Genomic DNA, 15,770 nt, shown 5'->3' with positions numbered 1-15,770 from the left:
CAGGGTATTTCTGGCGATGCTTAAGTCATTGGATCTAACTAATCACAGCACTTTTTGGGTTACTGGCGATAAGAGCGGCGCCGCACGCGGTTTTCATACCGTCCAGTGCCACAGCAATTCCACCGACCGTGTAGGTGCTGCTGCCCTCGGCTATGGGGAAGACGCCTTTGCACAGTGGGCAGCTGACTTTGTGACCGACGCCGGCTATGGGTTTGCCGTTGAGGTCGGTCTGGGAGAAGGCTTCCAATACTGCGCCACCGTGAGTCGTGGAGTCGCCGAGGCGGATGATGTCTTTCATGGAATCTACTCCGAGGCACTGCTTCATAGGCTCATCGGAAGCGCGATGTCACCTGTAAGTCTTACGGTGGTTTTTAGTCATATACAAGCTTAGATGTGCTGTCAACGAAAGTGATTTCGCCAGAATCACCAACTATTGATTGGAATTCGTTGAAGAAAAAATCTAGATTGCTTGAAAAAACAATGAATGCGTCACGCCCATGCTCGCCAGATATAACCGGGGTCAGTATATAATGGCAGGTTTCTTGTAAGGCGTCGTATAGGTCCTTATTTATTATCGATAGGCTCTTGTCTTGTAAAAGACTGGCTAGTGTCGAAGCAGTAGGTTTGTCCGCGTGCCCATGTCGTGAAAGTATTTTATATTTCTTGACGTCATTTTCATATTTTATGTGTTCGTTACGCAGCTTCTCAAACCCGCCATTCTTATCTCGAAATAGGAGTCGAGGCATGTGGCCTGTATATTTTTCTTGTGGTGCCTGGATATTTAGCCTGCACAGGTCGACCAAATAGCATTTGGAGACAAGAGAGCTTATCGCAGAACAACCTTGGGGCGTTGTATCAAAACCAACAGCACCTTCTGGGCCGATGGCCATCAATAACGAAAACTGATCGTGCTCTTTTGCAGGCATTTCTCTTATGTAATCGTTGGATCTGTTTTTAAATTCATGAAATTCTGATTTATAACATAAAATTTTATAGTGCTTCATGCTAGCGTCCTGAACGTCCTGCTGGATAGGTAAATACTATTTTTTCTCCCTTTTTGTTCGTAGCATGAACATGCGGGCTCTCATGATGGTCCGGGTGACCATCTCCGATCATCTCAGGATGACCATCTGGGTGGTCAAACACCTCCGACTTCCTATCGTTACCCTCGCGACCGAGAGTAGTGACACCTCGTTTTTTCAGGCAGGCGTAATTCACTCCACGGCTATCATCATTTAGCCGACTAATTGGAATATCTTCTCCGCCCTTACTCACTCTCGGAACCTGAGCATGTTGTTGTGCTTTCTTCATTGCACTCCTACGGCTATTCGTAGCAATGACTGTATTCAAACCGAGCGGATCGATCCACTCTACCGGATTAGGTGCATATCGATAAAGGTTTAGCCCGCCCTCATAACGTATCGGGTCGTGGCTGATAAACCGCCCCACAGCCGGATCATAGTACCGATACCGGTTGTAATGCAGCCCCGTCTCATGGTCGTGATACTGCCCCTGGAACCGGATCGGGTTGGTCAGTCCATGCTGCTGCGCCAACGCCGAACGTTGCTCGCGCACTTCACCCCAAGCTTTGTACTGTGCACTCCAGATAATGTCGCCATTTTGGTCAGTCAGTTCCTGCGGCGTGCCAAGCTGGTCGCATTGATACCAGGCCAGCACATCGAACGGTTGCGCAGTCGGCGTGTGGTTCCACAACGGATCGTCGTCGAGGCTGTAGTCGCCGCTGTAGTCCGGCTGCCCCATCAGGTGAATCGGTTTATGTCTCAGGGCCTGAGCCACCGGGACGAAGGTGCCCGGTTCGAAGATGTAATGCACAGTGCGGCCGGCACTGCCATCGACCTGGGCCGGGCTGCTTTCCCAGGCCAGGTTGTCGCCATCCCAACCATAGAGGGTGAAGCCGCAGCCCAGCTCGCGTTGTCTGCGCGCATGTTCATTGCGATTCCATAGAGAACCGGCTTCCGGACGCTGTTTGTAGTGCGCGCTGGAGTTTTTATGCAGGCGGCGACCGAGTGGGTCATAGGTATAGTCCACCGACAGGCGAGCATCGTCGAAGTGCACCAGACGGTCGAACAGGTCCCATTGCATCTGGCAGTAACTGCCGTTGTGCCAACGTTTGACCTGATTGCCGCGCTCGTCATATTCGTAGTGCGTGCCCGCATACTCGCGCAGCAGGTTGTCGAGCAGTTTGCTGCGCGGCGAGTCCTGATCCAGCGGTCGGCGGATTTCTGCAGTCTTGTCGTCGAGCAGGTTGCCGGCCGGGTCGAAGGCGAAGGTTTCCACGCCGAGGCGGCTGGTGGCGCTGAGCAGGCGGCTGACGGGATCGTAACGGTAGGCCAAGGGACCACGGCGGCTATCGTTGATATCGGTCAGTTGACCAGCGGCATCGTAGGTGTACTCGCGCTTGAGCAGCGTGGACTTGTCGTCGCTACGTCCCAGCAATTGCTCTTGCAGACGTCCGGCCGGGTCCCACTTCTGGGTTTGCAGCAGGCGGTTGCCCTGATGGCGGGCGACTTCGCGGTGCAGATCATCACGCTCATAACCGATCAGCTCATGCTCATCCAGACGCAGGCCGAGCAAGTGACCGCTGCCGTAGGTCAGCCAACTGACGCGATGGCCGTCCGGGCGCACGGTGGCAACGCGTTGATTGAGCACGTCGTACTCGTGTTGCCAGACTGCTACCAGTGGTTTTTCCAGGCCCAGATAATGCTGATGCTCACGCAGCAGGTTGCCGGCCGGGTCATGAAACCATTGCAGACGGCTGTCGGCGTTGGTGGCGAGGATCAGGTTGCCGTTGCCATCGTAGGCGAAGGTTTCGCTTTGCGACTGCTCGCCCAGCGTGGCGCGGCGTTCGGTCAAGCGGCCCATGGGGTCGAAGCTTAAGGCGATGCTGCGTTCAGCGTTGACGGTGTTGGCCAGTCGACCGCTTTCGGGGTCGTACTGATAACGGGTGGTACGGCCATCGAAGCCGGTTTCTTCCAGCAGCCGACCCACCGGGTCGTAGAGAAAGTGTGCGCGTCGCTCGTTTTCGTTTTCCAGCGCGACCAATCGACCGAGGCGGTCCCAGCGGTAGCGCAGGGTTTGTTCGGCGGCATCGACCCGTTCGGCAATAAAGCCAGCCTCGGTGTAGCTCCAGGTGGTGCAGCGATCCAGGCCATCGACGTGGGCCAGCAAACGACCCTCGGCATCGCGTTCGAAACGTTCCTCGGTCTTGTCCGGGTGCTTGATCAGGGTCAGTTGCCCGGCCTTGTATTGGTACTCGGTGCTCTGTCCGGCCGCATCGGTGAAGCAGATCATCTGCCCGCGCTCGTTGTACTCCCAAGCGCTGGCCTTGCCGGAACAGTCGGTGTACTTCACCAACTGGCCGGCGTCGTTGTACTCGAGTTCTTTCGCGTTGCCGTTGGCGTCCTTGATCGCGGTCGGCAGACCGGCCGGGTTGTAGGCGTACTCGGTCTTGTTGCCCAGCGGGTCGATGGCTTCGACCAGATTGCCCGCCCGATCGTAATCCCGCTGCCACTGACCGCCTTCGGCGTCGCTGATCTTGATCAGTTGGTCCTGGTCGTCGTAGGCGTAGTGCATCACGCTGCCGTCGGCGCGGATATGCTCGAGCAGATTGCTGCGATCGTCGTAGCTGAAGCGGTCGGTACTGCCATCGGCATGAACCTGACGCACCACATTCTTGGCATCATCACGGAAGAACCACTCCGAACTCCCGTCGGCATGCCGGATGCGGTAGGTGTAGCCGAGGCTGTCGTAGTAGTGCCAGGTCTCGTTGCCGTGGGCGTCGGTGACGTAGGTCAGACGGATGTTTTCGTCCCACTCCAGGCGGGTGTCGAAACTGCCGTCATCGGCCCATTCACGCACCGCCTTGGCATCGGCGCCGTGGCCTTGCCATTGCAGGTTCATGCCGCGATCGGTGCGGTCGGTGTAGCGGGTGATCAGGTGATGCTGGTACTGATAACGCCAGGCGGCGCCGTTCTCGTCCTGGGCCTGGATTAAGTCACCGGCGCTGTCGTATTGGTAAGCACAGAGCTGACGCTGAGGTGCGCCGTCACGGATTTCCCAGAGTCCGATTAAGCGACCGTGGTCGTCAATCAGCGTGCCCAAGTGCAGGTGAACCTTGGTCACATCGTCCTGATAGGTGATCAGGTCCGACAGCACCGAATGGTCGCCGTGGTGGTGCTCGTAATGCAGCATGATCCCGGCACCATTGCGCAGCACAACGCCGGTCAGCAGGTAGCGCTGACCACGGCGCACATAGGTTTCCTTGCGCTCGAAGCCACGGCACAGCAGCAGTTGATCTTCGCTGGCGCGCACCACCGTGAGGTTTTCAATGGCGTCGTAATGGAACAAGCCAACCTTGGGCAGCGGGTAGTCGTGACTGCGCCCATCGGCGTCATGGAACAGCAGCGCATCATCGACCAGGTCGAATCTCGTCGTGAAGGCAGTGATCCAGCGCGCACCCAGTACGTCCTGATCATAAGCGTCCAGGCGTGAGCAGTAAGTGCGGGTCCACTCAATCGGGAACGCTCCCGGCAAACTGAAGTCGGTATGGCGCACAGATTCCGAGCCCAGAGCGAAGCTGATACTTTTCTCGGTCGCCGCACGGGCACAGTTCTTCATTTCATGGGGGTGGCCTGTCGAAGGCTCCTCGTGTGTATTGACCTCCGTCTTGCCTTCACCCGCCTTGCGTTTGGCCTGGCTGGTCGTGCCAGGTTTGACGTTGCCACCTTGGCCATGAGCATTGCGCAGACGCCAGGTCGCGACAGCGCCGGCCAGTACCATCAGCAATGCGCCGATGGAATTCTGAATCTGAGCGTCGCTCAGACGGTTGAGCTGAGTCCGCAACTCCGGGCCCATGGTTCGCAACGAAGCCGTGTGAGCCAGTGCCTCTTCCTTGGCCTTATCAGACAGCAGGTGTTCGGCGGCGCTGTTGGCGACGCCTTTACCGGCGGCCTTGTAGACATTGGCGACCGCGCCGAAGATGTTGCTGATCGCGGCCTTGGGGTCATGCAGCAACTGATCGCTGGCGGCGCTCGCCAGTTGTTCCGCCTCGTGCAGATTGCCCTTGGCGTCGAGCTTGCCATTGATCACTGTCTCCAGGCCCGTGGCGATCTCGTTGATCACGCTTTCACCGAGCTTGCCGGCGTCGTCGAGGATCTCCTTGAGCTTGGTCTGGGCCTGTTTTACGAAGTCATCGATGGTGCCAACGATATCGGCGTTCAGGTGTCCGACGACGATCTCGATCAGCGAATCGCCCAGCAACATCTTGCCGGCCTGCCTCAATTCCTGGCGCACCAGAAACAACGTCGGGCGCAGACTCATGCGTGCAGCAGCCATGCTCGGCGGCATGGGCAAGACGCCAATCAGGTTGATGCCCAGGCTGACCCAATCGAGCACTTCGCGCTTTTGGCTGGTGGACAAGGTAATGATGTCATTCAAGGCATCGACCAGCGCCATGATGTTGCCGACCACTGGCAGCGCACCGGCGACGTTCTTGATCCGGTCGAGAGTGACCACACCGCCGCTGGTGGACTGCAACCAGGCGTCAAATTGCGCGGCGCTGCGTCCGACATCCCCGACTTTGATGAGGTTCAGTGGAACGACCGCCACTTGAGGTTCACGTTTTTTTACAACAGCAATTTCAGTGGTCATGAAAGCATCTCACCCGCCCGCAGGCCCGGGGCTTTGAGGGAAGTCTTGGGAGCGGTCGCAGGCGGCAGACGCGGCAACTTGCCGCTCTTGCTCGCGGCACCGAGCAGCCGTGACGCCGTCGGCATCGCTGCACTCGCGAGCTGCGGCACTCCGGCCGATCCGGCCTGCAAAGCACCGCGCACCTGTTGCGCGGTCTGCACTGCACCGAGGCCGGTTTGCACCGCGCCCATGCCGCTCTGCGCCAGAGCCGGGGCGCTTTTCAGCAGCTCGGCGCTGCTGCCGGCACTCGGCAGGGCCTGGGCAACCATTGCCTGCACCTGCGACGGAATACTCTCGGCGCCTGGCTGTTCGCGTGGCCACTCGGGTTTGCCGATGTAGCTGCTGTCGCTCCAGGTGTCCGCCGGGTCCTTGCCGAACAGCACGCGCGCCGGCCCCGGTGCAGCACCGGAGACGCTGGCGAAACCCTTGGCATCAAGCTTGCCCTTGAGGCTTTTGCCCAAGGCATCGATCACTTCAAAGTCGCCGCCCTTGATGCCTTGACGCCCGGCGTACTGGTTGAACAGCTCGAGGTTGCCTTTGCCCGGCTTCGGCGGTTCGGGGAACGCACCGGACAGACTCTTCGCTCCGGTGTAGGCAAAGTTGGCTGCATGGGCGGTGTACGGGCCGGTGGTGGCGTGGGTGATGCCGCCGGCGTTGTAAGTGGTGGCGCTGCCGCCGCCCTGGATCACCAGTTCGGTTTTGGCGGTGATCGTGATGCGGTCGGCATTGGCGGTGATGTTGAGCTTGGCCAGCAGGTTGATGCTGTCCTTCAAGGCGCGCACGTCAATATCGCCGGACGCCGCGACCAAGCGCCAGCCCATGCTCTGCACGAACAGCCGCATGCCGCGACTGGCGCTGGCCAGCAGGCGTTTGCCGATCGACAGGCTGGTGTGACCAGTGCTGCTCAATGCCAAGTGTTCGCCGGTGGCGATGTGGCTGGAACGCGGGGTAGTTAGCGCGATGCCGGCCGGACTCGCCAGCACCAAGTGCGGCTCGGTGAATTCCGGAAACTCGTTGGCGCTCATGTTCGCCGGGCCACTACCGAGGATGCCCTGATGCTGGCTGTGCAGCGCCTTGGCCACGTCGTCCTGATCGCCCGGCTCCTGGGCTTGCAGTTCCTTGGCCTGCATCGCAAAGCCGTCCTGCTGATCGGCGGCGGTAGCCAGGCGTTCGGCGGTTTCCGGCAAGTCCTTGTGGTGCTTGGATTCGTTCGGGCGTGGCTCGGTGGTCACCAGCAAACCGGCGGATGGGTCAGATAGCCGAGGTTGATCGCACTGGCGCCGTGGTCACTGCGCAGGGCGATGCTGATCTCGCTGGTGGTGTCGTCGATCCGCAGTTCGTTGGCGCGACTGCCCTTGTATTCCTTGCTCTTGACCGTGGCCAGGGTCTTGAAGTCCGGCAGCTTGTACGGCGGCAGGTTCACTCCGTGGTACAGGCAACCGGTGATCAGCGGCTGATCGGGATCGCCTTCGAGGAAGGTGATCAGCACTTCCATACCGATGCGCGGCAGGTTGATCGAGCCGAAGTTCTGGCTGGCCCAGTTCGAGGCGACGCGAATCCAGCAACTGGTCTTGTCGTCGTGCTGGCCTTCGCGGTCCCAGAAGAACTGCACCTTCACCCGACCGTACTGGTCGCAGAAAATCTCTTCACCTTCGGGGCCGGTGACCACCGCGCTCTGGGTGCCGAGGACTTTCGGTTTCGGATGCTCCAGCGGCGGACGGTACGGCACGTTCCACGGGATCGCGCTGAACTGGTTGCGGTAACCCTGGTGGAAATCATCCTTGAGGTCGGTGACGTCGCTGGTCACCGACTCTTCCAGCACCTGCGGCTGCTTGCCTTCGTGGCGGATTTCGGTGAGCAGCCAGAGGTCGTTCCACGCCGGGTTGGCGTGGTCGGTCAGGGCCAGGAAATGCCCGCTGACCAGCAGCGGCTGATCGCTGCGACCGTCGGCCAGCCGATAGTCGCTGCGATGGCGCTCCAGGTTGCGATTGGCCAGGTGCTTGCCACGCTCGCGGTCGACGAAACGCCCTGGATAATCGTAATCCTCCAGGTCCGGTTGGGCAGCACTCTTGGCGTCGCTTTCGAGTTCGATGCGCGGCTTGGTGAAGTCGTAGTCACGGCGGGTGACGCGGCTGGTGCGGGTCGCCAGACGCAGCCCGAAGCGTTTGATCATCGGCGTGTCGGCGACCAGACCGGTGTCTTGCTGATAGGCCACCGGCGCAAGTTTCGGGAACACAGTCTGGTCGTCGCCGAACACCAACAGATGGCTTTTGGTGCTGTGCTGGAAGTGATAGTGAATCCCTTCTTCTTCGCACAGGCGCTGGACGAATTGCAGGTCGGATTCGTCGTACTGCACACAGTAAATCCGCTCGGGATACACCGCGGCCAGCTGGAACTTGTGATCGCTGGCCAGAATTCCGTGCTCTTCCAGCACCTGAGCGATGATCTGCGGCACGGTCATCTGCTGGAAGATCCGCTGATTCACCCGATGGGCCAGGTAGGCCAGTTGCGGGCGCAACGAAACTCGATAACGGGTCAGGCGTTTACCGGCCTCGCCCTGAGCGATGCTGTAGACCAGCCCGTGAATGCCACTGCCCGAAGGCGACAGCTGCAAGAACGCCAGTTTGTGCAGCAGGCTTTCGAGGTCGAGGAAGGACCGTTCGCTGACCAGCTCCAGTTCAAATTCAAACGGCGTGTTCAGGGCTTCGCGACCCTTGAAGGCCAGGACCTGAAAGTCCGCGCCCTCGAGGGTCAACGTGAAATGGGGCTGGTTGGCCGGTGAGAACATCCCTTGTTCCTCGCACAATACTGCGGCGTCCCTCGACATCCGAGTCGGGTATCAACGAACGCAAAAAATTCTTGAGTGATGCAAACAACATCGACCAGCAGCGCTGGCCGATGTTTTGTAACGGTCGGCCAGACTTAGCCAGCGACCGGGGAACGCCAGTCATCGGAACCCGAAGTACCGGATACTTCGTGGGTCCAGGTGATTTTGCGGTAGGTGAACTCTACGTCTTCCAGGTGAGTGAAGTGCGAGTTCGCCGGGTCTTGGCAGTTGTGCATGTAGTCTTTGATGTCGACGATGATCGCGTCTTCAAGCTTGGTGGTGAAGTAGTGCTCTTGGGTGCCGGCAGCCGAGGTGCGGTACCACTTGATTTCGATAGAAGTCAGACGCTCGCCGGAAGTCAGGGCCGCCAGCAGCAGTGGCGAGGACTTGTCGAAAACCTTGGTGATTTTTACTGGCTTGTGAACGCGCTGGCCGGTGGGTTGGCCGGACTGCGGGTCACGCGGGATGATCACTTCGTGGTTGAAACCCTGAACCATGACCTGGTCTTCGTGACCTTCCTGGTAGGTGTTGCCCACCGAATCAGCGGTGAAGGCACCGGCAGTGATCAGGCCTTGTTTGGTGCCGGTGATGGACATATACGCTGGTGTAGCCATGGATGCTCTCCTTGCTAAAAAGTCAGGACCGGCAGGCACAATTGCCTGTCAGGTGCCGACGGAGATATCAAAAGTCGTGCCAGCCATCATATGGCCATTATTTATCAAGGGCTTGAGCGGAGTTGCCCGTGCTCTTTTCCTGTTTTCATGTAGGAAGAGTCAGCAAAGTGCGCAAGAAGTTGCGCAGTACTGCGCAACTTCTTGCGCACTCGTCTGTAGGCCACAGACCACCTGGCCTGTAGCGATTTTATAGGTGATTTTTCGAGGTCGAGGTGCGCAACTTTTTGCGCACTCTGAATGAGCCACTCCTGACTCCATGACCGACGGCTGTTCTGGTGCCTCAGCAGCTACTGATGATCCTGGCATGTCCTGGGCGGGACCACACGTGATCCACTGCTGAAGCGACCGGCGCCTTAATATTTTTTCATCGTGTCATTGCCCATATTGTCCTTTTTTTCCATGCCATCGTTCTTCATCGCGCCACCTTTATCCATGGCGTCACTCTTCGCCTTGTCGCCCTTGGTCTTGTAGTGGTGCCTGGTCTTCGTGGCATGGCTTTTCATTTCGTCCTTTTTCATCGTGCCCTTGTCCATCTGATCCTTGGACATATCATTCATATTGGTTTCAGCCGCAAACACCGGGGCGGCCACCATCAGGAAAACGGCAGCCATCGCCGTAGCAATCAGCTTCTTCATGTCACTACTCCTGTGCAGTTCGCGTTAACGACAGCGGCAATGCGCCGCATTTCAGAACAGCCGATTGCTCAACTGCCACTGAACCAGTTGTAACCCTGATCCTCCCAATATCCACCGGGGTAATCGTTGGTCACGAAAATCTCCACCACATGTTTCGGGTTCTTGAAGCCCAGCTTTGTCGGCATGCGCAGTCGCAGGGGGTAGCCGTACTCCGGCGGCAGTACCTGATCGTCATAGCTCAGGGTCAGCAGCGTTTGCGCATGCAAGGCCGTCGGCATGTCGATGCTGGTGTAATAGTCGTCAGCGCATTTGAGTCCGACATATTTGGCACGGGTGTCGGCGCCCACACGTTGCAGAAAAGTCGAAAAGGTCACCCCACCCCATTTGCCGATGGCGCTCCAGCCCTCCACGCAAATCAGCCGTGTGACCTGAGTGGTGTGCGGCAACTGGTTCAATTCGGCCAGGGTCCAGCTGTGTTTGTCCTGGACCAGACCACCAACCGTGAGTGAGAACTCATCTTCCTCGATGTCCGGAATGCCGTTGCGGTCGTAATAGGCATTGAACGGAAACGGGCGCGTCATCATCGACTCGGGGTAGGTCGGTGCCAGTCTGCCCGGATCGAACAGCGCCGCCTGGACCTTGTCATTGAAGCGCGAGACCATTTTCAGCATGGACTCCACTGAGTTGCTGTCGTCCAGGCGACAACCTGTCAGCAAGGCAATCCCACCCAGCGTCCAGGCATGCCGAAGAAATTGTCTGCGTGCGGGTAAATCAAGTTCCTGCGCCACCGATTTGATGATGGCGGGGTCATCCATCCGGTCTTTACCAGTCGTTCTGTTCATGGGTTAGCGCCCCCGCAGCATGGCAATCAGGGTGCGTGGCACAAGCGCCACCATCACCAGATGCACCACGGTAAAAGCGACCAGCAACGCCATGCAGACAAAATGCACGATGCGCGCCGAGTCGTAACCGCCCATGAGTTCCCTTAGTAACGGAAACTGCACTGACTTCCAGATCACCAGGCCCGACAGCACGAGCACGATGAGATCGAGCACGGCAAACAGGTAGGCGAGCTTTTGCAGGGTGTTGTAGTGCCGCAAGTCTGCATGGGCGAGCTTGCCTCTGAGAGCCGCGAGGAAATCATGCAGGACTTCGCGGGGCCGTATGGGGAAGAACTTGTAGGCGATGCGCCCGGAAAAAATATTCAGCAGCAGGTAAACGATGCCGTTGATAAACAGTATCCACATCGCCGCAAAGTGCCAAAGCAGTGCACCTGCCAACCAACCACCCAAGGTGATACTGGCGGGAATCTGAAAGGAAAAAATCGGCGAGGCGTTATAGATGCGCCAGCCGCTCATCAGCAGGATGACCACTGCGATGACGTTGATCCAGTGGGTCAACCGAAGCCAGATCGGGTGAATAGTTTGCGAACTACTCATGATGCCTGCCCTGCCGGCAACGCGCCGGTAAAATCCCCCCGACCACCACGACGTGTGTTGGCTCAATCCCCCTCGGTTAACCGGCAACTCAAATGGAGTCGCAAACAACGCCGCCCTGGCGACGCATGTATCAAGCCTAGCATCGGCTTTTAGAAACCGTTTTACATTATTCGCCTGGGCACTTTGCGCAGATGAACACAGCCTGATCCCGCTGGGCCGCTCATCCAGCCGATTTGGCGCGAGCGCCCGCCCGCAGCAGAAAAAAAACCCAATTGCCCGCCCGCCAGGAATCCTGTTTCATGGTCGTCCGGTTCATTATGAAACGAATCCTCCGGCTCGCATCGGCCATGATGTTTGCATTCATGCCCGGTCGCCGGAGAAGATGAAAGCAGCACGATCGCTCTAGCACTGACTATCCTGATGCTACTGAGCCTGTCGGGCTCGATAACATCGTTCTCAGGGAATATCGAATGACCGCAAGACAAGTTATCAATGCTTCGGTGAGCCCAAAGGGCAGCCTGGAGACGCTGTCCCAACGCGAAGTTCAGCAACTGAGCGCCGCAGGATCAGGCAGCATCTACTCTCTCTTCCGCCAGTGCGCCCTGGCCATCCTCAATACCGGCGCTCATGTCGACAACGCCAAGACCATTCTGGAAGCCTATCGGGACTTCGAGATTCGCATTCATCAGCAAGATCGCGGTGTACGCCTGGAGCTGCTCAACGCGCCCGCAGACGCCTTCGTCGATGGCGAAATGATCGCCAGCACCCGCGAGATGCTGTTCAGCGCCCTGCGCGACATCGTTTATACCGAGAACGAGCTGGACAGCCAGCGCATCGACCTGAGCTCGTCTCAAGGCATCAGCGACTACGTTTTCCACCTGCTGCGCAACGCCCGCACCCTGCGTCCCGGCGTGGAGCCGAAGATCGTCGTGTGCTGGGGCGGTCACTCGATCAGCTCTGAGGAATATCAGTACACCAAGAAAGTCGGCCACGAACTCGGCCTGCGCAGTCTGGATGTGTGCACCGGCTGCGGGCCTGGGGTGATGAAAGGCCCGATGAAGGGCGCGACCATTTCCCACGCCAAGCAACGGATCACCCACGGCCGCTACCTGGGGCTGACGGAACCTGGAATCATCGCTGCCGAGGCGCCGAACCCAATCGTCAACGAGTTGGTGATCCTGCCGGACATCGAGAAGCGCCTGGAAGCCTTCGTCCGCGTCGGCCACGGGATCATCATTTTCCCGGGCGGTGCCGGTACTGCTGAAGAATTCCTCTACCTGCTCGGGATCCTGATGCACCCGGACAACCGCGACCTGCCCTTCCCGGTGATCCTGACCGGGCCGAAGAGCGCGGAGCCGTACTTGCAGCAGTTGCACGCGTTCGTTGGCGCCACGTTGGGCGAAGAAGCGCAGAGCCACTACGAGATCATCATCGACGATCCGGCCCAGGTGGCCCGACAAATGAATCAGGGGCTCAAGGCCGTCAAGCAGTTCCGCCGCGAGCGCAACGATGCGTTCCATTTCAACTGGCTGCTGAAGATCGACGAAGGCTTCCAGCGTCCGTTCGATCCAACCCATGAAAACATGGCCGGCTTGCAACTGCGCCGTGACCTGCCACCCCACGAACTGGCGGCGAACCTGCGCCGGGCGTTTTCCGGCATCGTTGCCGGCAACGTCAAGGACAAGGGCATCCGCCTGATCGAGAAACACGGTCCTTACAAAATCCATGGCGACGCGGCGATCATGCAACCCCTGGACAAACTGCTGAAAGCGTTTGTCGCGCAACACCGCATGAAACTGCCCGGTGGCGCAGAGTATGTGCCCTGCTATCAGGTCATCAGCTAACAATACCCTCGCGTCAGAAGGCTCGGAACCATTCGGTTCCGGGCCTTTCTTCTCCCTTCGCGATACGCTTTCGCCCAACACAGCCTGAGTGACTTCCTGTGCAGACCACCCGTTTGACCCTGATCTGTCACGCCCGGACAGCGGCCCAGAAACTGGCGCGCTTTGCCGAGGATGAATCAGTGGAAATGGACTGGCAGAACGCAAAAGGTTCATTGGCCAAGCGTTTCAAACGAGCGCCACGCCTGCTCAGCGCGCCGGAAGCCCGGACCCGAGAGACCGCCGCGCTGTTTGGTGCGGACATGGAAATTGTCCCGGCGCTGCGCGATTGCGATTTGGGTCGTTGGAAGGGGCTGCGGATCAATGACCTGCAACAAAACGAACCCGAGCTGCTGCACGCCTGGCTGAGCGACAACACCCGTGCTGCACATGGCGGTGAATCGGTGGCCCAACTCTGCGAGCGGATCGCTGCGTGGCTGGAGACCCTGGGCAGCCAACCCGGGCACCTCCTTGCCGTCACTCACCCGTTCGTGATTCGTGCTGCACTGATGCACGTGATGCAATGCCCGCTCGCGCTGTTCAACACGATTGACGTCGAGCCTCTGGCCGCCGTCGAATTACGCTACAACGGCCGTTGGCGACTGCGCCTGACGCCAGCCTGAACCCGTGACGTCAAAGGCTCTGCCAGCCGGCAACCTGCTGCGCACTGATGCTGATCCCGCCACACACGATAATCACCACATCATGGGCTCCGGCAATCGCCGGGTGATCCAGATACGCGACGGCCAGCGAGACACCGCACGCTGGCTCAACCAGTTGACGCAGGTCATCGGCATAGCGGACGACGCCCATGATGGCCTCGGCATCCGTCAGCACGACACATTCGTGCTGGAAGCGCTGGATATGCTCAACCGGCCATTGCGCCACTTGCAGCGCCCCGAGTGAGCTGGCAACGCTGTTGATTTCGGAGAGTTTGACCGGATGCCCGGCCTTGACCGCGGCGTCGAATGACGCTGCACCCTCTGTTTCGCAGGCGATGATCCGGCAATCCAGCCGGGCGTGGCGTTCCAGGCCGGTGAGGATCCCGGCCAGCAAACCACCGCCGCCGACCGACGCCACTATCGTGTCGACCTGAGGGCAGTCCTGCAGAATTTCATCGATCATCGTGCTGTGCCCTTCCCACAGCGTCGGATGGTCGAACGCCGGCACGTATTCGGTATCTGGCTCGTTGGCGAGTTCCAGCGCCAATTGATTGGCCTCGTCCCACACCTGACCGTGCACGATCACTTGCGCCCCGGTTTTGGCGATTCGCGCCCGGGTGCTTTCCGCAGTGGTGTGCGGCACGATGATGCTCGCCTCCAGCCCCAACGCCGCGGCGGCTACTGCCGTCGCATAACCGGCATTGCCGCCGGACGGACAGACCACTTTCTTCATGCCCTGCTCGGCCGCGCGGGTACAGAGCAACCCCATGCCGCGCAGCTTGAATGAACCGCTGGGTTGCAGGTTTTCCAGCTTGAGCCAGATGCGCCGGCTTGGCGTCGAGAGCCCCGGATGGAGTATCAAGGGTGTTCTGATATGCAGCATCACGGGCATCCTGATCAAAAAAACGGATAAATGGACAGCCGGTGCAGGAACAGACAAGGACGCATTCGAAGAATGCCCCAGGACCTGGCTAGACCGCTGAGTTTAGACGTCGGCGCCCGACGGGCTCGGCCAACACTATCAAACCTGGTGGCCGGACTGCTCGGCCCTTTTGCCCACGGTGCCGAATTCAACCGGCGCCTTGATGTAAAACAACGAGATGTCTTCGGCCTCGAGTCGCACAAACAACCGGGTGCACTCTTCTTCGGTAATCGCCAGACGAATCTCGGCCGGCTGATCGGCTATCTCGAAAAAGTGCGCGGAATGTAGTTTCCCGGAATGCCCGAAGCCTTCGATACCGGTTGCCAGAGTGGCCCCGTGCAGGCCCATTTCTTTCGCCAGATCAATAAGCCAGTCACCGAGCATTTTTCCGTGATAACGACGGTTCTGCTGAGTAAAGAAAATCACCAGAAAACCTTGCATGACGGATCTCCTCTTCAATGACCTCAATGATTCAACATAAACCTGCCTTGCCGAATAATGAAGTGCCCGGGATTTGTTGCAGAGGCGGGAAAGAAGATCAGCGGTCATACGCCTCATTCAGCAGGCTGCTATGCCTTCTCATGGGAGTTGTCGATCAAGTCAGCCGAGGGAGGCGCTGAAAACAGATGCGTGGCCAGGGTCGCGGCACCCACCTTGTGCGCGCAGAGAAAAACCGGTGCCAACCCCTGACAGGAGGTGGCAGATGCTCTACATCGTCAGTTGGTCAATCACTCCGGAACGTCGTAATAGCGCGATTGAACGTTTTCTCAAAACAGGCGGAGCCCCACCCGCAGGCGTCAAGATGCTGGGACGCTGGCATGCCGTAGGACGCATGACCGGTTTTGGTGTTGCAGAGGCCAGTGATGTCACACTGATACAGAAATGGGTGCTCGAATGGAGCGACCTGCTGGCCATGGAGATTCACCCTGCGTTGACGGATGAACAGGCCGCGCCGCTGCTGGCCGCGGCGCTTGGCAAGTAACAGTCAGTATTCTGGCAAGCGAAGCAAATCCTGTGTGGGA

At 58.8% G+C, this 15,770-nt stretch carries 12 protein-coding genes and 1 pseudogene; 3 read left to right on the top strand and 10 right to left on the bottom strand.

The window, feature by feature from the left end:
• Nucleotides 1-34: 34 nt before the first annotated feature.
• From BK658_RS28980 to BK658_RS28945, 8 genes and pseudogenes are all read right to left on the bottom strand, one after another.
• Nucleotides 35-298, bottom strand: coding sequence for a PAAR domain-containing protein (locus BK658_RS28980; protein ID WP_123585325.1), 264 nt, complete (start codon nucleotides 296-298; stop codon nucleotides 35-37).
• 73 nt (nucleotides 299-371) lie between these two features.
• Nucleotides 372-1,004, bottom strand: a complete 633-nt coding sequence (locus BK658_RS28975; RefSeq protein WP_123585301.1) for a hypothetical protein — start codon at nucleotides 1,002-1,004, stop codon at nucleotides 372-374.
• 1 nt (nucleotide 1,005) lies between these two features.
• Nucleotides 1,006-5,670: an RHS repeat-associated core domain-containing protein gene (locus tag BK658_RS28970; RefSeq protein WP_123585300.1), complete on the bottom strand. Its 4,665-nt coding sequence runs from the start codon at nucleotides 5,668-5,670 to the stop codon at nucleotides 1,006-1,008.
• A pseudogene (gene tssI, locus BK658_RS30910) lies at nucleotides 5,667-8,497 on the bottom strand (type VI secretion system tip protein TssI/VgrG). Before tssI ends, BK658_RS28970 begins: the two are co-directional and overlap by 4 nt.
• Nucleotides 8,498-8,631: 134 nt before the next feature.
• Nucleotides 8,632-9,150: an Hcp family type VI secretion system effector gene (locus BK658_RS28960; RefSeq protein WP_123581954.1), complete on the bottom strand. Its 519-nt coding sequence runs from the start codon at nucleotides 9,148-9,150 to the stop codon at nucleotides 8,632-8,634.
• Between the two features lie 413 nt (nucleotides 9,151-9,563).
• Nucleotides 9,564-9,845, bottom strand: a complete 282-nt coding sequence (locus tag BK658_RS30105) for a hypothetical protein (protein ID WP_185019919.1) — start codon at nucleotides 9,843-9,845, stop codon at nucleotides 9,564-9,566.
• Nucleotides 9,846-9,913: 68 nt separating this feature from the next.
• Complete coding sequence (locus BK658_RS28950) at nucleotides 9,914-10,687, bottom strand: molybdopterin-dependent oxidoreductase (protein WP_259740163.1); 774 nt, start codon at nucleotides 10,685-10,687, stop codon at nucleotides 9,914-9,916.
• A gap of 3 nt (nucleotides 10,688-10,690) precedes the next feature.
• Nucleotides 10,691-11,284 carry a cytochrome b/b6 domain-containing protein gene (locus BK658_RS28945; RefSeq protein WP_123585298.1) on the bottom strand — a complete coding sequence of 198 codons (594 nt, stop codon included), beginning with the start codon at nucleotides 11,282-11,284 and terminating at the stop codon, nucleotides 10,691-10,693.
• A gap of 470 nt (nucleotides 11,285-11,754) precedes the next feature.
• Here BK658_RS28945 and ppnN point away from each other — a divergent pair, with 470 nt between their 5' ends.
• Nucleotides 11,755-13,128, top strand: coding sequence for a nucleotide 5'-monophosphate nucleosidase PpnN (gene ppnN / locus BK658_RS28940; protein ID WP_123585297.1), 1,374 nt, complete (start codon nucleotides 11,755-11,757; stop codon nucleotides 13,126-13,128).
• 98 nt (nucleotides 13,129-13,226) lie between these two features.
• Nucleotides 13,227-13,787, top strand: coding sequence for a histidine phosphatase family protein (locus BK658_RS28935; RefSeq protein WP_123585296.1), 561 nt, complete (start codon nucleotides 13,227-13,229; stop codon nucleotides 13,785-13,787).
• A 10-nt stretch (nucleotides 13,788-13,797) separates the two neighbouring features.
• Here the strand turns inward: BK658_RS28935 and BK658_RS28930 are convergent, their stop codons facing one another.
• Nucleotides 13,798-14,709: a pyridoxal-phosphate dependent enzyme gene (locus BK658_RS28930; protein ID WP_123585295.1), complete on the bottom strand. Its 912-nt coding sequence runs from the start codon at nucleotides 14,707-14,709 to the stop codon at nucleotides 13,798-13,800.
• 138 nt (nucleotides 14,710-14,847) lie between these two features.
• Nucleotides 14,848-15,189 (bottom strand): DUF190 domain-containing protein, encoded by a 342-nt coding sequence (locus tag BK658_RS28925; protein WP_123585294.1) that lies wholly within the window; start codon nucleotides 15,187-15,189, stop codon nucleotides 14,848-14,850.
• A 262-nt stretch (nucleotides 15,190-15,451) separates the two neighbouring features.
• On the opposite strand from BK658_RS28925, the gene BK658_RS28920 reads away from it, so the two are divergent.
• On the top strand, nucleotides 15,452-15,730 hold the full coding sequence (locus BK658_RS28920) for a DUF3303 domain-containing protein (RefSeq protein WP_103316019.1): 279 nt from the start codon (nucleotides 15,452-15,454) through the stop codon (nucleotides 15,728-15,730).
• Nucleotides 15,731-15,770: the final 40 nt, after the last annotated feature.

It is taken from the genome of Pseudomonas brassicacearum (assembly GCF_003732175.1).
GTDB lineage: Bacteria > Pseudomonadota > Gammaproteobacteria > Pseudomonadales > Pseudomonadaceae > Aquipseudomonas > Aquipseudomonas brassicacearum_G.
The sequence above is the reverse complement of the archived record's forward strand: the minus strand, read 5'-3'. Positions and strand labels throughout refer to the sequence as shown.